Here is a 21,993-nt window from a genome sequence, read left to right on the forward strand (position 1 = left end):
CCTTACGTAAATAGCCATATTCGTTTGCCAATCACACATGCCTCAGGGCGTTGTTTCCAGATCGCGAGCAAGCATTTGATCAGTGCTTCGACGCATTTGTCTCCGCTGCCGGGATCGCAGTAAGGGGTGACGAGGACCTTGTCGCAGATCCAGTTGGTTAGTTTGATGTAGTCTATTTCGCAACCATCCCAGACTTGTCCGCTACTTTGCGCGATGAATTTCCATTTACAAGTATGCTTGCCCGCTTCGACAGGGTAGTAGTGATCATAGAAGCCGCCTTGTTGCGTGAAAGTGTCCATTAATACGTTGTCGATATAAAATTCGAGCTTGGAGTTGAAAGGTTCGGGAATCAGCTCCCATGTTTCTATAGCATGGAAATCCCTCATTCGGAATGTTGTTTTGTATTCTTTGCCAGTGACGGCGCTGGTTGTACCTTTTTGTTCGGTGATGAATTCAAAGCGATAGGAGGGGGAAGGGGTAGGTAGGAGAGAATTAACGGCAAAGGATTGTTCGCCTTCTTCCAAAAACGTTTGTGAATGAATTAGTTTTCCATCCTGTGCGTACACGTTTAAATACATTTTGCTACCGTTACACCCTCCCATCCAGATTGCTGTGTTTTCGGTTACTTTGAATCCGAGGACAGTACAACTGGAAGGCTCAACAGGTTTTGAATCTGAAATCTTTACTTGGGCATCATAAAGAGTGACCTTGTCACCACAGTCAGAATAATATCTGTATTTAATGCTGTAGTTTTTCACGTCGCTACTTGTATTCTTAAAGCTTGCTGTTATTTCTTGCTCCTTTTCCCCCGTATAATCTTCTTCAGAAATTAAATCACCAGAATCCTCATCATAAATGCGAACTCGAAGTCTAGTATTTTTACAAAGCTCAACCGGTTTAGGGCTCTCCCATATTTCAATATGATCGATCCAACACCAAGAATCATCAGGGATTATCCAATCAGTTTTAGGTGGAGTAGGTGGGCTGCCAGTGTGAGGGGAGTCTTTTTTGGGATAGCAGTGACCAGTAGAATCACAGCAGTAAGGAACCCATTTCTCTGAAAACGTACCCTCTGTTAACGCGAAGGAGCCGCCCTTACCTGATAGCCCACCAGTTGTGCCTTTACCTTTTAGTAGAGTGTAACGAATTTGATAGGTTTTTCCTGGAGGGATATTAATGTTAATAGGATAGCTAAGGTAATTAGAAGTTGTAGTCCCACCACCTTTATATTCTTTAGATTGAATAATCTTATTTGTGGATTTATCAATGACTTCCATTAGTACTTTCGAGCTATCAAATATCCCAGTTCCTGTTTTACCAGAATAAGTTGATGTAATTTCTGGAAAGCTAATATTTGCACCTTGTCTGTATCCCCCGATTTCAACATGATCAAACACGATATCCTCGAAGACAAGGGTAAAGTAGTACCTTCCTTCTGGTTTGTTCTCAATAGTTTTAGTAATTAAAGGGCATTTGTTCCAAACTGGACCTCCTTCAGTACGTCTATGACCAATGTTATTAGAAGTGCTATATATGAGATCACCAGTATGGCTATGCCGGCTTTTAGAAAGATAGATTGAAAATATACCTCGTGGGCCATCGTATTTAGAATTATAAAACTCATCACCTGGATTTGCATTTCGTAAAAGGGTAAGTACTTTAAACGAAAATTTCAGATCACCCCCGGGATGAATAAAGCCAATAGAATTGTATGCTCGATAAGGTACGGGGCGCCTTTCGATTGGACCGATATAAGGGTCGCCCAAGTGGGTGTAAGTAAAGTTGTCTATAAAGATAGGATTAACTACATATTTATGAGGAGCCCCTGTTCCACCATAGACATTTACGGTTTCCTTGTAAGTAAAGGAAGTATAATTGGGGGAAGTAATTTCTCTGACTACAGTGGCTTTGTTAGTAGATTGGTTATGCCCCTTCCAAGTTAGTTTAGCTTTTCTATCATTGGGAAGCCCGCTTTCGTATAAATCATAACGTAAATCAGAAACTGCATTCCCACTCGGAAAACAAATCTCTGCAGCTTCATCTGGAGTAAGTTCTTCAGTTCCGTCCGAGCCAGACCCAACTTCAACCTCTACTTCATCATAGTCTTGATATACCCACTTTAGTTCATGGTTTCCTGCAGGAAGATGTACGGTTTCATAAATGCCCACTGCTGCTTCGTGATTCTGATTTCCTTCCCAAATTAATTTGCCGTTGTCATATAGTTTCAGTGATTCATACTTACTATATTTTCCTCCATACTCAAAACGAACATAGCCAGGTCTACGAAGGCGAAATTCTCGTAATAGGATTCGATTGGTTGTACCATCCTTGTCTTTAACCATCAGTACGCCGTCATCAATATCTCCAGTTGCAGAATCAGGATTGTAAAGCTGGTAGATATCTACCCATTCCCAATTGTCGCGAACATCGAGGTCGGAACTCCATTTACCATTGCCTTCGTTGAATTCTTCACTCCAGATTTTTTTATAATATTGGAAATCATTTGGATTAGTAGTTGGTTCTAAAGTAAGATTTTCAGAAAAATCGAGGGTTGCTCCAGGGTTGAGAGATATATTGTACTGTATTTCGGCACGATCAGAGTCTGTGAAAGCAATATTTTGGCGGTCGTTATAATCCCAATCTCTATCTCTTTCAACCTCAATGTAACTCTTAAACCGTCCCCTAATCTTCTCGCGATTATCATCGTAATCAAAGTCTGCAGATTTTTCATCTATATAGGGCAGTTCTGTGAACGAGTCTGTTACTCTAAATGTGATTGAGTGAGTACCCTTAGTAAGAGGGATTTTAACCGAACGGATATCATCGGTACTTAACGAATAAAGAGCTTGTTCGCCATCTACTAGAACCTCAAAGTACTCTGACCCTCTGAAATTACAGTAGTAGTCAAATTCAAACCAGCCATCATCATTAATGGTAATTGTGGTAGTGGCATCACCAGTACCTTGGATTATTGGATCTTCCATAACAAGGGCTTTTACATCGGTTTTAGGGTTCAAACAGTTTCTCCATATATTTACCCCATTAAAAGAGAAGGATGCTGTACCATCATCAATATCGGCTACAATTCTGGGTTGATAATGGTCAATTTCTAGTGGAGGACAAATTAGCTCTACTTTTCCATTAATATCAACCATTGCTTTATCACCAACGATAGCGGTATAAACTGAACTAGCCGCGTTGTCAGTGGTCTGGGAGAATTCATTGGGGTGTAAAGTCCATTCAATGCCGTGAGAAGAGTCCGCTTTACTATGGTGTGGGGCGACCCCCGATTCAACATGCTCAGTGTAGCTATCCGTGAAGAAGGTATTTATGTCAAAGCGGTATGGAGGAGTCATTCTCATTAGCTTATGAGAGAAAGAGAATATGCCATCGCATTCATTATCAAGCTCTATACTATGCTCACGTATGTTATTAGTGGTTGTTACTCCTCCAAAAAAGTTTGTCATCATTATGCTTTCGCTAGATTTTGTGATCCATTGCAAACCAAATTGCCTATAGACCTCTTCAAAGAGTGTATCCACATCCGGCGGCGTCTGCTCATCCAAGCTCTGCACCACCTCAACACACTCCACATCTTTAACATAAACCGCATTCTTCCCAAACCGCCGATCACTCATCCGCCGCACAAACCAATCAAACTTATAAGTCTGCCCCGGCTTGACGTGAAATTTCGCTTCTTGCCAACCGCTGTTCTGATTCCATTCCCCGCCAACCTGATTGTTGTTAATAAAAAACAGCAACCCATCGCCAGGGGCGGTGCTAGCCATGTATTTAAAACGAATAAAGCCCTGCTTTTTAAAGCGCCACTGAAAAGTCACTTTGCTGGAATTACCGTGCTTGAGCGTAGTCACATCCAGCTTCATGATATTTTCATTCCCCGCCATCTCACTGGAACCGACAGAGTGAACCATCTTCCATTCCTGATCTTCCGTCGAGGAGACATAACGGAAAAGGCCGTGAAACTTATCTGACAGCGGGAGAGTCCGCATATCAAATGTAGGGACTTCTTTATCAATGGCATCGTAATGATTGAGATAGTAACCGCTAAAGTGATAATAGTAAGGAGCTGGACAAACTGGCAGCGAAACATTTTGATGGGTTCCATCCGGCTGCTCGGCGTTTTTCAGGATTTTGTAAATGCAATCGCGTACCATGAGCAAGGCACGCTGGTAGTCGTTTTTTTGCGGATCGATTTGCTGGTTGACCCACCATTCCAGGCGACGATACATGTTCCAAAGTGCTTCTCGGCAGCGAACTTTGGCGTACCAATTTTTGTCCCGGACAAATTGCTCTATCATCTGATCGATCACGCTTTCGAGAGAGTCGAGATTGACCGTCTGCCAACGACCAATCTGACCTTTGCCGGGATCGCCTAAAAGCGGATTCTGATACCCGGCATAACGATCCTCTGCACGAGGACGATTGGGGCTGTCCCGATTGTCCGGATGATTCGGGTGGAATGCGCCCTCTACCAATGAGGAGCGCATTTTTCCGAATGTGACGTTGCCCACTGATTTAGAAAAAATGCCAAACGTATGACCCAAAATGATCACCTCTAATCCGTAAAATCGTATTGCAGGTTGTGATCTACCCAGACGCGGATGCGGTTACCCGTAACCCAAACACGCAGCGTGTACCATTTCTCTTTTTCCCAGGCAAACGGGTTCATCGGGGTAGAGTACATGGTTGATCTGCCATTCTCTACCTTAAAAAGCTGCATGGGTCGCGGCATACCGCTTGCGCTTCCGTCACTGACGACGAACATCCAGTAGTTCTGGTCGTTGTGATATTTGAACACGATACCAGCACTGTCTCCATCTGCGGGCTCATCTACTTTGAAATCGACCTCAAACTGATAGTCTGTATAGGTGAAGTCATTTCGAATGAAGCCACTCATGCCACTGGAGCCCTTTGTATGGGTAAAAGTGCCTTGGTCGCGATTATGCTCCCAACTGCCAGAGCCAAAACGAGTCCAGTTGTCTTGCCCCATCGCGAGTGCATTCATATCCGTCGTCCATGGATAGTACGCATTGAATGGATCGTGGGGATCGTACGCTTCTGGAACAGAAAAACCACCTGACCAATGCTCGGGATCGTGCTCAGCCTCGAGTACATCGTTGGAGTAGTCGTAGACCAAACCTTGCCCTATTTCTTCTATACGATCTGCCCATGCTTTCTTGTAGTCGCGAACAGAAAGTAATGGTTTCTCGATATGACCTTTTCTATGATCCAATTGGCCAGCCAAGTATTCCAGGATGACGGCATCTGCGAGTTCTTTTTTACCCATGATTTGGGTGAGCTGCGAGGTAGCGCGCTCTTGGTTGGAAGCGACCCAATCCGCGTTGATAACAGCTTGATCTGGTAGCTTGTAACTGAGGATGGATTCGAACAAATGAGCAGCTGCTTCCGGCTGATAGGCAATTAGTTGCTCATGCAATACCGTTTGTTCCAACGCGAGCTTGGCATACTTTCGCCATTCATCGTCTTGCAGTTCTCCATCACGCGCGCCTTTTTCTGCCACATCGTATAAGTCGACGAGGTAACTGGCTCGTTCATGCGGGGAGGTAGCGAAGAGATAGCCGCTGCACAATTCCGTGATTCTGCTGCGCAACAGTGCGGTGACCGGCAACTCGTCAAGGTCGCTGGCGTGAGCGGATTTGCGGGCTGTATGCTCATCGAACAAAAAGGACGGATCGGGTTCCATGTAACCAAAAGGATTCTCAATTTGCAGCTCGGCTGGACGGAATACATCTTCGCCGACTAGTGCTTCTGAAAGGGATGAAGGGGCTGCCTCCATTTGGCTGGTGATTTCCACCTCTTCAACCGTTGAAGGGAGCAATACGTCCCGTTTTCCTACAACCCCATCTTCCTCCAGATGGGAGAGAATCTCATTCTGACGGGTGGACTCCCATGTCTCAAAGGAAAGAATGCCGGCCCTGTCTTGCAACGTTTTACTGAAAATGACCTCAGATTCGATCAATGCCTGAACCCGCGTCCGTACACCCTCCAAAAATTCCTCATCTACGTAAGCATCGAAAGTCTTGTTGGTCAGCGCCCATTCCATAAGTGCTTCCAGAATGCTTTGGCCGTCTGTCAGGCGCGAGGCAAAAATCATGTCGTCCATCAGGTGGGAAGGAAATTCTTTGGAACCAAGGATGTCTTCCAAAAGATGAGCGGGCAGTAAGCGCAAGATGGTTGCGAAGATCATTTCTTCTGTCAGGAGACTTGGGCGTACATTTTCCAGATTGGCGAAAATGTCATCCTCATCCTGATAAAAGGATGGCTTAGGTGCTTTGCCCCCACTAAGATCGATGACGCGTTCCTTTTCCCAAAGATGAGCAGCATGTACGAGCTTGCGATCTGCGCGAAGGTCATCCTTGATGATCGAAGTGGGACGAGAAGTATCCTTCTTTCCGAGTTCGAAGTGCTGGGGAATCCAGAGCGGATTGGTTTTCTCTCGAAGGGAATCATTGATGGGATTGGGAACGAACAAGAGGGGACTGTTGTGTCGGGAGCTTTGTTCCAGATAGGTCATGAGCGAAGCATCTGTTTGAATCGTTCGGGTTCCCGTAATCTGTGATAGGAAAATAGCGAGCTCTGAAACCACGTCCCGATTACCAAGAGCATATTCCGTGATGAGTGTACCTGGGGATTGATAGGGACGAGCAGCATAGAGTCGAGAGCGATTGATGAATAAGTCATTTTGGTATGGTCGGAAGGCGGTTGGTGAAAAGGAATCGAGTGAGAGAAGACGCGTAAAATCTCGATAGCCCCAGTCGCGATTCTGTAAAAGGGAACCATCTTGGAGCATGGTTCGAAAACCTGTTGAAGCCCGATGGATCGCTAAATCTTGCGTAGCGATCCTGCTGGCACGTTGAAGGAAGTGCAGCAAGGCGTCATACTGACGGGCTTTGAGGTAAGCCCAGTCCATATCGCGAAGCACTTTCGTCGGCTTTGTTTTCATTCTGTGGAAGGCTTGCACGAAGTGTCGGGTCATCTGGAAGGAAGTATGTCGCTCGCCAATGGAATAGGACCAATCTGTAAACATGGTATGTCTGTTGTTGCGGTTGGAAAGAGGTAGGCTGTTCTCAATAGATAGGTGTTGAGTGATCGATCTGGTTGCGTATTCTTTTTCCATCTGCACAAAGAGAGAAGCCCAAAACTTTCGCTCAGCCAAGCTTCTTTCGGTGTTGACGAATAAATCGAACGTGGAAGCACGCTCTCCCGTGAACCACTCGTTTATCTTTTTTCCGGCGAATCGCTCGGTTCGTCTTGCTCCAGGTTGTTCTTTCCTGACGACAGCTTCTGACGATATGGAACGACTTGCCAATGCTGGTGGCAAATCGATATGCAGCTCATCCTTATGCACACGCACGGACATTTGGGAAGGGTTGAGCTTAGCCATTCCTGCTGCTTTAATCCGATCTGATAAATGTACACGACGAATGACTTGTAGCGGTTGCTTAATGATTCGGTCAGCATCCAAGGTCTCGTCTTGGAGGAAGCTCTCTTTAAACGGCGAGCGATCAGATACTACGACCAGCTCCATGGGATTGGCTATGCTAGTATCATTGCGGATCATATCCTGCAAGGAGTCATGAAGATCAGCGGCAAATGATTTCCGATTCGCGAGCAAATAATCTAGCATGACCATACTGGCACTTTGTCCATAGGGAATATAGACGAAGGAATACTTACGGGAGGGCGAAGTCGTGAAAGTTACTTTTCCGATATAGTTGCGGATAGAAGCGTAGTGATCTGCAAGTCTGAATTGATAGGCTGCTAGAGAAGAAATCCCGGTCAAATGGTTCACCTCCCAAAAAGAAGGGGGAACACCAGAGATGCGTTCTAGTTTTCCCCCTTTTGCTAGCTATACGGTTTTAGAGGGACTTCTTTTAGTAGCGAACTTCCTTCAGGAAAGCGACCCCCATTTTTACGTTGGCGGAGTAGTTCATGAAATTTTGTTCGGTATTGTGGTCGAAATAGCGGTACACTTCCTGCTTGTGTTTCTTGGTCGTGTCGCTTGGATCAACATCAATGATCAATTCATCCAAGTGGAGAATGTTGTTTTTCGAAACAGCAATGCATGCATCCAAGCTGCCGCGGTATCCATCATATCCGTGTACGACATAAATCGGGCTCAAATGGTAGCGACGTGTCCAAGCAGATGCGTTAAAGCCTTGTGGCTCCAGAAGAAGACCAGTGTCCCCGAGCTTGCTATCGGAATATGCTTTGCCCGGCTGTGGAGCTTGGGTAATGAAGGCAGGATAGTGCTTTTGGAAGCGAATGCCCGATTTGGTCGCCAGCATTTGCAAGGTGTTGTTGCCAAAAGAGGTGTATTGACCATAATCGTGTGGGGCGATTGGAGCAGTAGGCTCAGTAGCGACAGCTCCAGCCGTCAGCATGATGTTTCCAACCACATCATCCATGTTGTACTTGAAAGGCTTAAGTGCTCCTACGTACAGGAAGCTCTTGCGATAATCTTCAAAGTGAACAGCCGGATCGCCAACGGCAACTAGAGAAAGGCGGTTGTTCATCACGTTCATGTACAGGTAGACAGGTTTATCAATTGTACGGTCTGTCGGTTTGCCATTCACGACGAATTTCTCGTCAGCCCATTCGAAATTAACCGGATGACCTTCTGTTGCGAAGGTTTTGGCTGTGGCATTGTAGTCTGTTAATACTTGAACCGTCAAAGAACTGTGTTCCTTCGGGTTGGTGAAGCCTGGATTGACGAATTTAACATAAAACTCTTTGGTCACGTTGTTAATGTTGGAGATGCCCTTCAGGACAAGCTCGGAGGTTTTGCCAGAAGCGGAATCTTTTTTGGTGAGATCTGTCATAACTGTCCAGGTTGATTTTTCTTGTGTCTCTCCGGCAGCTGGGTTAAAGGTATAGTTAGTAAGTTGTTCGATTTCAGATTTAATCGTATCGAGGAGCTCTTTAGAAGTGGTGATTTTTTCAATGTATTTAAAATTGGCCATGTGAAAATCCTCCTTTAATATACTTCTTTTAAGATGGCGATGGTGCAATCAGTAGGGTTGGGAGAATACTTGAAGAAATTAACAGGGGTATTGATTCGGAAGAACTTGTATACCTCTGTCCAAGTTCCGGCAGCGGGGTTCTTCGGATCTTTTGGTTCCTCTGTATCGACGACGAGCTCGTCCTTGTTGATCAGATTATGGTCCTCGATTGCTACGACACTGTCGAGGAAGCCACGATAGCCTTCGAACTGGTGTACCAGATAGATTGGCGATGCATGATATTTCTTCGTCCATTTCGAGCTTTGGAAGCCGTTTGCTTCGAGTACCATTTTGGACAGATCAGGAGGGAGTGTGCCCACTCCATCGTATTTGGGGAGCTGGGTAATGAAGGCAGGGTAGTACGCTTGGAAGTAGACGGAGCTTCGAGTTTTCAGCATGGAGAAGGAATACATGCCGTTGGAGGTGTAGCGTCCCCAGCCCGAATAGTTAGGATTGGTGTCCTGCTTGATGTCGGCAGGAAGGAAGCTTGATTTTTCCTTGGTCAAATCACCCATGCCGACTGTGATGCCAAAATTGCCTTTGTGGTCATAGTCAGCAAAAGGAATCGTTTTTCCGATATAAGCAAAGCTGCTGTAGTAAGCATCCATATCAGGCGAAGGGTCTCCCTCAATTACGATTGCTACACGATCATTGCTTACAGAGAGGTTGTATTCCACCCAATAGTCTGGGCGACGCTTCTTGTTTGGTACCCAAGAGACGACAGAGTCGGCGCCGTAGAAAAAGTGGGAGGAAGGGCTTTTAATTTCGACCTTGTCGTCGTAATCGAGTGCCCATGCTTCGTGAGGCGGGATGTATTTGTCGGTATCATCAGGATTGTTCCATTTGTTGTATTGAAGTTCTGCTTGTTTTTGGTCGATGATGACGGGTACTTTTCCTGGAATAACGCTGTTTTCATCGCAGGCAAGCTGGTACGTATCGGTAGAGTTTCCAACCGGATTTTTGCCTGTGAAGCCTTTGCCGTAGGACACATCCAAGTAGTTGTATTGCTGGATGGGATGTTTTAGCATGACGAAGTAGTCGTTAGGCGGTTGGCCAGAAGGTACGTCAGGAACTGCTTTTAGAACGACAGTGCGGTCGTAGTGATGGACGGGGTTGGCAATGTATTTGACCATTCCGAATTTGTAGGGAGTGGGATCTACATAGGTTGAATTACCTCCTGCGTAATAGACAGTCCATTTGGATTTTGCTAGAACGTCATTCCAATCGGAAGGCATTTGTGTGATGATCTTATACTCGTTCCACTCAGCTCCAGGTGTAAAAGTAACTCCATCAAGCTCGTATTTACCTTGAAGAAGTACATAGCACTTCTTACCGACTGTGTTTGCAGAATCGGTATCATCGACATTAACCACCAATAGACCTGGGACAAATAGGGAAATGTCTTTGCCTTCATCATTTTTATAGACAAACTCTTTTACCTGAATTTTTTTACCCGATTTCGTATTGGCAGAGTTAAATGTTTCATAGACATATCCATCTTCATCAACGAGGGGTGTCCCTGAGTATACAGCTCTCAACTCCCGCAAATCTGGTAACTTATAAACCGGATAAGTCTTCCCGTCCGTATGCTTGTACGTTCCTGGCGTATTCGCAACGGTCGTCTTCGTATACGTGACCCACTTATCTTCATTAACCTCAAACACCTTTTCCCAGCGGTTCTTCGTATCCGGGATTTTGGCATTGACGATTTCATCAGCCAGCTTGTTGATGAGCAAATCGGCTGTAACCTCGCCCTCGATCCAAGCTACTTGTTTACTAGGCATCCATACGCCTCCTTTACAGTTTCTTGCGTAAAAATTTCACATTGTACCAAACTTTCTTTTCCGTACCTGAAATGTTGTGGAAGTCAAAGCGGATCTGCGCATTTGGCTTTAGTGGATAGACGATCCCAAAGCTGTTTCCCATCGAGACGGACTCCGGGAGCTCTTTGGTATAAATCGTTTCACAGACCTTCACGCCGTCCAAACTCAGCTCCCAGTAATCGCCGACGCAGTAATTATTGGTAGCAAACGCCACGGATAAAAATTCTGTCGGGTAGGGAAGGGCATAGGTATCGGAAAAGACTTGCTTGGACGCGGTTACATCAATCATGCGTCCGCGAATGAAGGGCTCGGTAAATTTGGAAAAGTGCGGGTAGGGGAGCTCACGTACCTTGTCGATCACGCCCCCGCCCGAATAAACAACGGAGAAGCCCACTTGTACTCACCTCTCTTTCTCTATACGAAGGACATCGGTGCCAGTTAAGAGGCCCCTCGTATCATAGAGTAGACGGATCAGATAAGATCCTACCGTTTTTCCGTCAGGTGCGTAGCCCGCAGCGGTAACCGAGGTCAAGCGCCATAGAGAATAGTACTCCCAGTCTGGATGGAGCTGATCGACCTCAAGCGGGAAGGTGGTCGTGTCTGTAGAGCCAAATGTGAGGGAAATATCCAGCATATAGCCAGATTCGTAGAATAGCTTTGCACCCGTAACCTTTTCCGGATCGAGGGGATGCTCCCGGATTAGACGTACGGAGGGTTCCTCGACGAACGGGTCTGCTGTTACTGTCTTGGTACGGTGGACTTCATCGCGGATCAGATCGAGGATTGGATAAATCAAATAATCATTCGCAATCCCGGCCATTACACAATCGCCCCCTCGTTGTTGCTCCAAAATAAATCGAGGATTTGCATATAGCCGTTCTGCGCATCGAACATCGAACGGATTCCTTTGATGGTATACGCTTCGCGGGTGGTTGTATTGGAGTCGATAATGTAAATACGATCGAGGACATCCAAGGCAGGGTTACCGGGGATGGAAATTTGCAGTGTACGGCACAAGCGTTTTATATCAAAAAATGTTCGTCGCGCGGCCAGTCGCTTCAATTCGTCAGTCTTGGCAGAAGGAACGTGCCTCACGCCTGTGCGGACCTCGCCTTTTAGCTCCATCAAAATCTCGGTATCTACGAAATGACCAGCCTTATTTTCTTCGTCCAAAATAACAAGATGGCTCCTGCCACGGGAAAAGTCGATCGTCTTATGAATCGTGATCAAATTGTCGTGCTCCGTATAAGTAGCTACAATCGGCCGATTCATATCAATCTCTTCCAAGCGATACGTACCGTAACGGTCACAATAGGAACGGAATTCTGTATCCTTCATGATTTCCGCGATGGCTTCTCCCACTTTGTATTGATACGATTCGAATTTGCGTCCGGGCGGCTCAATAAAAGGATTTTTCCAACCTTTTGGGGTCAAAATGGATTCTGCATCGACTTCTACGAATTCGCCTTCTTTATTCGGTACAGCCTTGAAAACCTTGCCTGTCGCTTGCGTCGCGTGGGTATAGCTCGTTTCTTGCACAATGGCATAGGGGTAGTAAATGTCTTGCGGATTGCTGCGCCAACTATACATTCCTGCATGGGCGATCAAGTCTTGTACGATAGCGGATTTGAGGTAGGCGGCTTTAGCGGTTGGTTCGGTTGGGACAGGTGCAGTACCCTCCCACTCAGGGATCGAATCAAACTCCGTGCTGGGACGGAACTTTTGATAGATTTGCCATACACTGTTATACCAATTCGTATCGCTTGCCCATTGATAGGCTCCTTTGTCTCCTCCTTGCCAAAAATATTTGACGTCGTCGACAGATTGGAAGCGCCAGCCTTTGCTCGCCATGGCTTCCCGATAGCGAACGGCTCCGCGATAGAGCTGTCGCTCGATTCCTTGGTATTGCGGATCGCATTTTTCACCGGTATAGCATCCATATCCGAGAATGAAATCACCTGGGGGAAGACCTTTGCCCAATGTCCCCATTTTGGTTTCGTGCTCAGCAATGGCAAGCAGAAATTTATAATCGAGCTCTGGGCCCTGCTGCTTGGCCTGCTTTTTGGCCATCGAGATGATTTTGTCCCGACGAGACATCGAGGAAAAAACGGTGGTATCATGTGCGGCAGAATGCCCGACGTCTGGAGGATACTGCTTGTCTTCGGTAATGACCTTGTTCATGATCTTCTTGTACATATCTCGGCAGTAAATGGTCATGGTCGATTCCTCGCCATTCAAATCGAGCTTGTCGATCAGACCAGTAAACACACGCATCAAATTCAGACCATAACCCATGTAGATCCGGACAGGAGTATTTTCGGAGAGAACACCAACATGGAATCCATTCACAAAATAAGACCAAGGCGTTTCCTTATAGGTTTCCGGAAAGTAAAACGGATTATAGTCCGGGCTGTAGTAGCCGCCAGGGTTCGAGATTGTGATGCGTGCCTCACATGATTCCATTTCATATTGGTCGTCCATTTCGATGTGGTTAATATTGTCCAGAGTAAGGGTATCCATATAGACGAACTTTCCGACCTGGAGCGATACTTTTCGCGGCTGACCAGGCATGAAGGTGCTCGTAATTTCCCGTTCCTCAAAAAACTCCTGCTGTATCGTCGGATCGACTTTATCTTTGTTTCCGTACAGATCGGGTCGCCCTTGCAATTCCTTAATCTGAATGTATTGGAGGGAAAAACGATTGACTTGTTTTCCATTCCAAAACAGCTCCATACGGATTTCCATTTCGCCATTGGGAAAGGGGATATCACGAATCTCTACGTTTTCTGTCCCGGAGAATTTGTTGACCTTGATTTGCATTTTTCCATTGAAAAAAACGCGCAGCTCGCCAGCACCTTCACCGAAGTTGGTGGAGAACCCCATGCTAAAAATGCCGGGATGAACGGAGGTCAGCTTGAGATTCATGCCTGTTGTAACGGTAGGGGATGGGAAGACGGTCTTGTACCCTTTGGGATCAAAGGTAAAGGTGAGATTGCTATGCTCCGTTGAGCTTCTCTCGATCATGGATAGCTTTTTGGTCAGCTCGTCTACTTTGTAGACAGATTTTGTGTGCCACGTATTATTGGTAAAGCGTTCGTCAAAAAGAGTTGCTCCTGGCGTTCCAACATAGGTGGCATCGGTTGTGACTCCTGCGCCGTTATTGGAAGAGGCAGCGAACAGATGCTTCGAGCCATTCATATAAGGAAACGGATCGATGACGGCTTGTCCGTTCCAGACCTCAAAGTGCAGATGAGCACCTCTTCCTTTGGAGCGGGGGGAATTGGGATCGTCATAGGTGCCCATGTTCGTAACGCCGGCAGAGCGGACGTCTCCTGTATTGCCGCTTTTTCCGATAATAGTGCCTTGCGTGACATAATCTCCTGTTTTGACGTGGATTTCGCTCATATGGGCGTAACGGGTCCATATGCCATCCGCATGCTGAATTTCTACGCGAAAGCCAAAGCTCGTATATTTTTCAGATACGGTCACTTTTTTTACTTTGCCAGCCCAGGCAGCTTTGATGGGCGTACCGACCGGACAAGCGATATCAATCCCTTTGTGGTTGCGGTTGTCGCCCATATAGGCTGTAATATCTCGAATGCTTTTGCCCTCGACAGGAAAGACAAAAGAAATCTTGGATAGAGCAGTTCCGCCCTCTTTTGAACTATCTTGAATGATGGTGCGGGTCAATGTTTTCTCTTCCCGCCGATCACTCATAATGAAATCGAGCTCTTCGGTACGGCCCGGCACGAAGATGAGTCGATCTATCTCGACGCGGCACGCGGGCTTCGATAATTCTCCCAGTTTGAGTCTTTCGGAGAGAATTCTGCGCAGCTCATTGGACATCGTTTGCATGAAAGCACCTCCTATTTAAACCGTTCCAGGGACCATTTTCGAAAGCGATTCAAAAAAGAGACGGCCTGTGCCCGGGTGAGCAGGGAGTAAGGCATGAACCATTTTTCTTTCTCTTCCGCATTGGATGACGATACCTCGTACATATGGTTAACGACAGCTGCTCCATCGGCGAAATTGTTGATCGCAATGCCTTCGACCAGGTAATCACCGTTGCCAAATCGCTCGTCCTCCATAGAAAGGACGGATGGTGCCCACCATGAAGGCTTGCTGCCTGTCATCCCACCGTTTAGCGCGATTTTTTCCCCGGTGTTGCTGTTGTACATATACTTTTCGCGCCCGACATCTTCAAAGCGGGTGCTCGTCTCTTTGACATAGAAGAAATGAACGTTTTTGCCCGCCTCAAGCGGTATGTTGAACAGTACCGTATGATCATCAAATTCTTGATAGTCGGAACTGTTGACCACTTTTCCATCCACTTTGACGGCAAGTAGCTTTTTACCCGCAGGATAGGTACCGTTCAGACGAAAAACACGTTGCCCCTCGTATGCCGTATGGGATTCATCCAGCCGCTGAGTGGGAGGTTGTGAATCCGTAAAGCGTTGGTAAAAAGAGCGCCGAAGCCGGTCAATGAGCAGAAAAGCCTCTGCCCGATTGATGTAGGCATTGGGAAAGAAGCGATCGTTTCGCCATACGCCAGGACTTTTCACCGAAAAATACCCACCTCGCATAAACAGAGCGCCGTTTTCGTAGCTGTTGTAGATGAAGCGCACCTGTACGCCGTTTAGATTGTAGGGGAGATAAATCGTTGCACCCGGAGCAGGACTGACCATGTAGACGTCTTGCTTGAGTCCAATATATTTTTTGGCGAGTTCTTGGGCAGGTGTCGATTTCCATTCCTCTTCTGGCACATCCATTCGCTTCAAGGAGCGACCATATGCGTACAAATACTCGTTGAATTGGCGACTGAAGGGATTGTAGAAATACGTGTCTCCGTTATCGAGGCGTTTGTTCGGGTAAGCAAAGGAAGAGGAGTTAGGGGGAATCGGTTTGCCAAAACGGTCCAAGGCAGGCTTGCCGAAGCTGGAAAAAGCGACAACCGAGTTGGCAGATGGTGCGTAATACAGCTCGACGTCCGTTTTGTTCGGGTCTGTTTGATTCGGCCGAATTTCTTTGAAAAGGGTTTGCGTGCCGTCAATATAGACAAAGAGAGGGTTATCTGCACCCGGTGTCAATTTGGCTGCGAGCGTAAAAACTTTTTGTCCGGTGGAGCCCTTGTACTCCTCATGCACGTAAGGGGCATTGCTTTCAAAGGAACCATAAGCAATTCCTTGAATGAACGGTTCTCCGTCAGCCATCACATAATTGCTTGCCTCCATTACTTCATTAAAAAACCAGTCTTTTTCATTCACATCAGCCCAGCTGATCATTTTCATCACCTCCTATATAGAGTAGACAGAAACTCGGAACAGCCTCAGCTATTCCCGAATCATCCGCTCTACCAGCCGCCTTGTCCGATTCAAAAAAGCAATAAATTCGGCGCGCGTCACAAAATCATTGGGGCGGAAGTAAATGACAGGCTTCCCATCTCGGGTAATGACTGTGATTAGTCCGAGATCGGCCATTTCCTCAATGTTTTTCTGTGCCCAATGTCCCTCAATATCTTGAAACCGAAAGCGTGATTCACGCTCAATTGAGTCTTTTTTGATGAGGATCAGATCGACGGTTACACTGTAGCGCCGTCCTGCCTCAAGGACTTGGGGGGTAATAGATTCTGCGCTTCCGAGAAAAATGCTTCCCTTTTCATCGTAAAACTTGTGGGTCCAGCCTGCGTAGCTCAAGTAATCGTTATACGATTCCTTGTCTGGAAAAAGCAAGGTCAATGAACATTGGTAGCTGCTAAAACCGGAGTGGTGGATGTGCGAGGGAGCGTTAATGATTTTGATTTCGCGCAAGGAAGGCTGGGGGCTTGGCGGAGAATACGGCTCGATGAGTCGGGCGTTTACTTCCATGAACTCAAAGCCAGTATCAAGGAACAGCTTTTTTCTGTAGCGCTGATTGGCAGTGCCAAAGGTGTATTGTTGGGTCATTTCTGTACCTCCTTACAATCTCGTGTAGCTCGTGGCGATTCCAGAGCGGACTTGTTGGCTTAATTCAGTAGAAAGGCTTGCTTGTGTATTTCGAACGGCTTCGCTGACGGTCGAGCCGAGGCGTTGGAGGTCAGCTTCCGTTCCGCTCATGTTGGCAATGGTAATGTTCACATTGCTGTCGCCGCCATAGGTAAAGTCGTAGGTGCTGTGTGTTCCATTGGCCGTTTGCATGCCCCAGTATGTCAGTGGCTGCAAGCCGTCGGGCATGTTGAAGGTTCCTTTGGTGGGCTGCTTGGACATGTGCAGAGATACGAGATTGTCGTATTTGGCTTTTTCGAGGCCTTTTTTTAAGTTCTCGATGTCTTTCTTGAATGTCTCATTCATTTGGTTCCCGGACAAAAGGCGATCCAATTCAGAACTCGTCGCTTCGAAAGTCTCATTGATACTGCGTAAATATTCTTCATCAAGCTTCTTTACTACTTCAGAGTTTGCGCTGTGGCCTGCCAAGATTGCTTTGTTTCTGTCGATCGAATATTGAAGTTCTTTACTTTCCAGCTCAGAGCTCAGCTTGTCCTTCACGGAATTAATTTTTGTGCCGGAGGTATGGTTGTTTTTATCGAAGTTATTTTGGGCGATAGACGCCTTTATATCAGCGATTACTGAGTCTACTACGTTAGAGGCATCTGAACCCTTAGGGATTTTAGCGAATACCTCTTCGAAAAAGGCTAAGTGTTCATTCCGTTTCGTATTAATACCACTGTAGTAATCATCATAGGCTTTCAGCATTTCTGGAGAATCTTCGGATTTACCTTGATTTCTAAGAGTAGCCTGCGTTCTCTCTAATTCCGATCTTAACTTGCCTTCCTCTAGAGAGAGGCTTTCCAGGTGATGACCAACCACTTCTTTGCCAAGGTCGAGTGTTTTGACCTCTTCCCATGAAGTAATTGGGGTATTGTCCAGCTTGGAGCCGCTGTCATCGATATCGATAAGCAATGAGTTCTTGTCTTTTTCCTCACGTTTTTTGTTCGCAGCTTTGTATTTATCGAATTCGAGTTGAGCTTCCTTCTTGTCTAACTGGAAGGTATTATCTAACTCATTTGTGAGGTCTTTGCCATCATATTTGGAAGCAGCTTCGAAAGCGTTATAGTAATCGCTAAATGAAGGAGTAGTGCCACCCAGTAAGTTGATCAAACCATCTGAAATACCTGTAATGGCGGTATCTACAAAAAAAAGATGCTTTAAACCAGGAGGCATTTTGTCAATACTCGTGATTTTGTCCACGAGGCCTTTTTGATTTTCCAACACTCTGCTTTGCCGCTGGGTATCGGACATAAACATAGGTTGCACCCAATCTGTGTTTAAGCCATCCAAAAATTCTCCCGCTGTCATGGCAACGCGTGCGAGAGCAACACCTTTTAACAATGCCCCGGCTTTTTTTAATCCTTTTCGCCATAGTGGTTCGTTTGGAGGGGGAGGCGGTGGGGGAGGGGGTGGATTTCTGTCTGCGCTCCCTCTCGGTGGGATATCCGGCGTGGAGCTTGACTCATCCGTATCGTCCTCCGTATCGTCCGATTCTTTCTTGTCCTCCTTCTTTTTGAGCTTTTCCTGTATCTTCGTCTTGAGATCACCTGAGAACTCCTCAAAAAGGAGAGCAGCAGCAACTGGGGGGAGTTTGCTTGCGGTAGAGGATGAACTGCTGGCGGCGGGAGCTGAGGGAGCAGCCTGAGGACCCGCTGCGGCACTCGGAGGTTTGGGTACAGCCGTGGACAGTGCTTCTGTCAATTCCCTCAAGGCTTCCCGTGTTTTCTGGAGCTGTTTTTCCTGCTGCTTTAAGTCACTGGTCATGTTCTTGATTTGCTCATCAGTAGCAACGGACGTATCAGAGAGAGCACGCAGTCTCTCGTCCAGCGAGGTGACGGCAGGAATCAAGGTGGTAATCGTGTTTTGCAAACTACCGAATGCCCGCTGAGTCAAATGAATTCGGCTGGCGAGCAAATGTGCCTGACGCTCTACATCGCGCATCTTCAGCCAGAGCAGATGTAACTGTTTCAGCAGCTTTTTCTCTTCTGCAATCAGTGCTTTTAACAATTTGTCATTGTGCGGATACAGCTCTTGGACCTTTTTCTGTTCGAGCCTGTTGCGAATCAATCGAGTGCGGGCTGCCTGATAGGAAGACAGATTTTGCAATTGCCAGGACTGGATCTCCAGCGCTTCTTGTGTAAAGGGAGAAGAGGATTGACCAAGCAGTGCGGTAACACGCTCTTGTCTTCGCTGCTCACTTCCTTCATGAAGGTTGCGCCGGGCTTTGACGTAGGCGGCTTTTCCTCCGTATTGATCCGCAGTATTTTTCAACAGACGAACAGCGAGCGATAATTGGCTCTGACTTTCCCTCATGCGCTGAAGCAGGTGTAACAAAAGCGTGGGAAAGCTACGGGGCTGATTTTTAAAAATATCGAATGCTTCAAGGGAGGCTGCCTGCCAGATGGTTTGCATCCGGGTTTGGGGAGCAAGAGGGTCATTTGGTAACATGGCTGCCTTCTCCCGAATATTGGCTACCGTTACATGCGGGTCATTTGATCGGCGAGAAGACGTATAGTAGGCTTTGGTTACTTCTTCAAGGCTGACGGCATGTGTTAGCGCGATATCTCGCAGGTCTTGTTTGACTCCTGATCGCAAGTATTCGCGCAAGCCATGTGCTTCTTCTTCCACTTGTTTTTGATTCGGCGTTCGCCCTGAAACGCGTGCCTGAGCCAAATCCATCATGTTTGTATCCTTGAACAAAAAATTGCGCTCTGCTTTTTTTATCAGGCGATTCAAAGATTTCGCTGACTCCCAATTTTCGATATCCATCGAGGCGATAAGCGTATGAAGGCCGTTGCTCATCATGTTTTGCAACACATCTACGGCAGCCTCTTCCCATGCTTGTGGGTAAAGGGTGCTTCTTTTGCCGTAGGACGTTTCTGTTCTTTTAACGGGAGCATTAGGGACAGTAGCAAAGCGGAACGGGGAAATGGCTCCTGTGCTTACGGACAGCCGGGAAGCAGGAGCAGCCTGGGAAACTGGCTGAGACTCGTACTTACGGGAAAAGCTGAGTGGCTTCGACTCGATGTCGCGTATCATCTGGCGTAATTCATACAGTTGCTGATTCATTGCTTGAAAAAATGGGATAGCTTGCTCGGCTCGAAATGGGGATGCCGACTGCTCTACAGAACTCCGTGCAGCATTCGTTATAGAGCGGAGGACATCGGTCAAACGTTGAGTTTCCATGAATATCACCTTCCTCAAAAGAAAAATCCCGTTCTGGTCTTAGAATAGACAGAAACGGGTTATAGACCACCTAACACTTTGCCAAGTACGGCAATATCGTCTTCGGAAATTTCCTGATAGTCTTGCGAACTAGATGCATGGGGAGGACTGGCAGCATAATTCGTACCCTTTCTTCTCAAAAAAGGAAAACCCATGCGTGTCTCTACCTCAAATTGAATGTATTTGTTCACTCTCTTCATTAATTCTGCTACTTGGGGAAGGGTGTACTCCCAAATATCCCATTTCTTCAAACCACAATCCTTGTGGAGATGAAAAAATAGATCGCCCCAATCAAGTGGCTCACCAGATTCCGTATCGCGAATGGCGGAACTGTCACCCTCGCCACTCTCTACTTTTTTAAGCCGTTTAGACCAATGAGAATGTTAATAAGCTTTTTGGCCGTCTCCAAATCACAATGTTCATCCAAGTACTCACGAGTAACCGTAGGGTAGTTGCGAAAGCCCAGAAGCAGGATATCGAATAAGTCTTCTTCCTTGTTTTCGTACGGGAGAAAATTAAGGATAATCGCGTCGATATGAACGGTTCCTAGCTTTTTCATCAGGATGCGGGCGTCTTTTAAGGTCACAGGCGGAATCCGGTAGGTTTTGCCGTCACGCAGCTTGATTTCACTATCATCTTCAAAGAAAATAGCCTCTACCAGATCAGCCTCCTGCTGTTTTTTGATCCGCTCTACAGCTTCCTGGTTCATCATCTCTGCGTGTTTTTTTTCCAAATCTTCTTGGTGGTTTAGCACGGAAGAATCCCTCCTAGAACAATGCTAGATTGTATTTGTTAAATATATCTACTTGCTAAAATGCGTTGTCGTTCGCTATGATTCGTTGTAAGTTATTCCCTTTGAAAAAATACAAGGCAAGAGCGAAGAGCACGGAGCTCTCCACTCAGCCTGATTACCCTCGAAAGAGTTACACTTTTTTGTTAGATACGAAGCGTTTCACACTGCCTAGCTTGCCATCTGCTCGCTCTGGATCAATAACGGACAAGGAAATAGCGGAAGTGCTGGCTGTGGAGCGTGCCGCATCGATCGAGAAGCTGCCTTTTGCCATGCAGGAGAACAGCTCTGTTTCAATGCCTGCATAGGTTCCGTCCTTTTGCAGGAAGGAGCCGTGATGGACAACATGAACCGGGAATGGCACTTCATCCATCAAAATGTCGACCACGTCTACGGTTTCGATTCGTTGATAGTTAAAGACCACATCTTCATTGAGCAGGGCAGGAGAGAAGATGAGACGAGCTTTATCTTCGCTGCCATCCTTGAATGTATCTACCATGAATTCGTCAGCTTTTGGAGCAGCAGACGTGCTCAGGTTTACTTGCTTCAACAGGCGATTGCTATTTTTCAGACGAACAGCAAATCCGCCGCCGTTGAAGAGGGTACCGCCAAAGTCAACTTCACAAACACCAGCGCCACCAGTGGATGCTGTACGATCCAGGCTGCCAGCAGTGACTGCTTTTTGCTCACCCAGTACATATACATAGTCGCTCTTTTGCTCTTGCAGCTTGGAGCCCATCATCAGCTCGAGAGCCGCCAAATCAAATTTGGCATCCGTTGCGGTAATCTCAATGCTTTTCGATTTGACGAGAGTGTCAATGGCGAAGAGTCCATCGCCGCCAAAGATATCCTCCATTTCAACATTCATGTCAATTTTCAGGTCCTGCATATTACCAAGCGTAATGACTTCGACGCCATTTCCATCCTTGGAAGCGCGTTTGGCAAGAAATTGACCGACACCTTTGATAATCATTTTTTTAGACAATGAAAGTCACTCCTTCTAGATAGGGGATTTGTGTGCTGTTGCTGAATCATGTGAAAAGGGAATCGCGATCAGCTTGTCATAGGATAGACGGGGTTTTGAAATG

13 protein-coding genes are annotated in these 21,993 nt (G+C 46.6%); all 13 read right to left on the reverse strand.

What is annotated here, in order from left to right; all coding sequences use genetic code 11:
- Positions 1-2: 2 nt before the first annotated feature.
- On the reverse strand, positions 3-4,565 hold the full coding sequence (locus ODZ53_RS20260; RefSeq protein ID WP_372679513.1) for a hypothetical protein: 4,563 nt from the start codon (positions 4,563-4,565) through the stop codon (positions 3-5).
- Between the two features lie 11 nt (positions 4,566-4,576).
- Complete coding sequence (locus tag ODZ53_RS20265; protein WP_372679515.1) at positions 4,577-7,834, reverse strand: 3-keto-alpha-glucoside-1,2-lyase-like domain-containing protein; 3,258 nt, start codon at positions 7,832-7,834, stop codon at positions 4,577-4,579.
- An 82-nt stretch (positions 7,835-7,916) separates the two neighbouring features.
- A complete protein-coding gene (locus ODZ53_RS20270; RefSeq protein WP_372679517.1) occupies positions 7,917-9,005 on the reverse strand; it encodes a hypothetical protein in 1,089 nt (362 codons plus the stop codon).
- 14 nt (positions 9,006-9,019) lie between these two features.
- Positions 9,020-10,828, reverse strand: a complete 1,809-nt coding sequence (locus tag ODZ53_RS20275) for a hypothetical protein (RefSeq protein WP_372679519.1) — start codon at positions 10,826-10,828, stop codon at positions 9,020-9,022.
- A 13-nt stretch (positions 10,829-10,841) separates the two neighbouring features.
- Positions 10,842-11,261: a hypothetical protein gene (locus ODZ53_RS20280; RefSeq protein ID WP_012684382.1), complete on the reverse strand. Its 420-nt coding sequence runs from the start codon at positions 11,259-11,261 to the stop codon at positions 10,842-10,844.
- A gap of 6 nt (positions 11,262-11,267) precedes the next feature.
- A complete protein-coding gene (locus ODZ53_RS20285) occupies positions 11,268-11,687 on the reverse strand; it encodes a hypothetical protein (protein ID WP_064201880.1) in 420 nt (139 codons plus the stop codon).
- A complete protein-coding gene (locus ODZ53_RS20290; protein ID WP_372679521.1) occupies positions 11,687-14,722 on the reverse strand; it encodes a M23 family metallopeptidase in 3,036 nt (1,011 codons plus the stop codon). Before ODZ53_RS20290 ends, ODZ53_RS20285 begins: the two co-directional genes overlap by 1 nt.
- Positions 14,723-14,733: 11 nt before the next feature.
- Positions 14,734-16,149, reverse strand: a complete 1,416-nt coding sequence (locus ODZ53_RS20295) for a hypothetical protein (protein WP_372679523.1) — start codon at positions 16,147-16,149, stop codon at positions 14,734-14,736.
- 48 nt (positions 16,150-16,197) lie between these two features.
- Positions 16,198-16,809, reverse strand: a complete 612-nt coding sequence (locus ODZ53_RS20300) for an S-layer homology domain-containing protein (protein ID WP_372679525.1) — start codon at positions 16,807-16,809, stop codon at positions 16,198-16,200.
- Positions 16,810-16,821: 12 nt separating this feature from the next.
- Positions 16,822-20,076 (reverse strand): hypothetical protein, encoded by a 3,255-nt coding sequence (locus tag ODZ53_RS20305; RefSeq protein WP_372679527.1) that lies wholly within the window; start codon positions 20,074-20,076, stop codon positions 16,822-16,824.
- Positions 20,077-20,135: 59 nt separating this feature from the next.
- Entirely contained in the window at positions 20,136-20,366 is a 231-nt protein-coding gene (locus ODZ53_RS20310) for a hypothetical protein (protein ID WP_372679529.1), read from the reverse strand.
- A 98-nt stretch (positions 20,367-20,464) separates the two neighbouring features.
- Positions 20,465-20,869, reverse strand: coding sequence for a hypothetical protein (locus ODZ53_RS20315; RefSeq protein ID WP_372679531.1), 405 nt, complete (start codon positions 20,867-20,869; stop codon positions 20,465-20,467).
- A 169-nt stretch (positions 20,870-21,038) separates the two neighbouring features.
- Positions 21,039-21,890, reverse strand: coding sequence for a hypothetical protein (locus ODZ53_RS20320; RefSeq protein WP_372679533.1), 852 nt, complete (start codon positions 21,888-21,890; stop codon positions 21,039-21,041).
- Positions 21,891-21,993 lie beyond the last annotated feature (103 nt).

It is taken from the genome of Brevibacillus sp. BD137 (assembly GCF_041644655.1).
GTDB lineage: Bacteria > Bacillota > Bacilli > Brevibacillales > Brevibacillaceae > Brevibacillus > Brevibacillus brevis_D.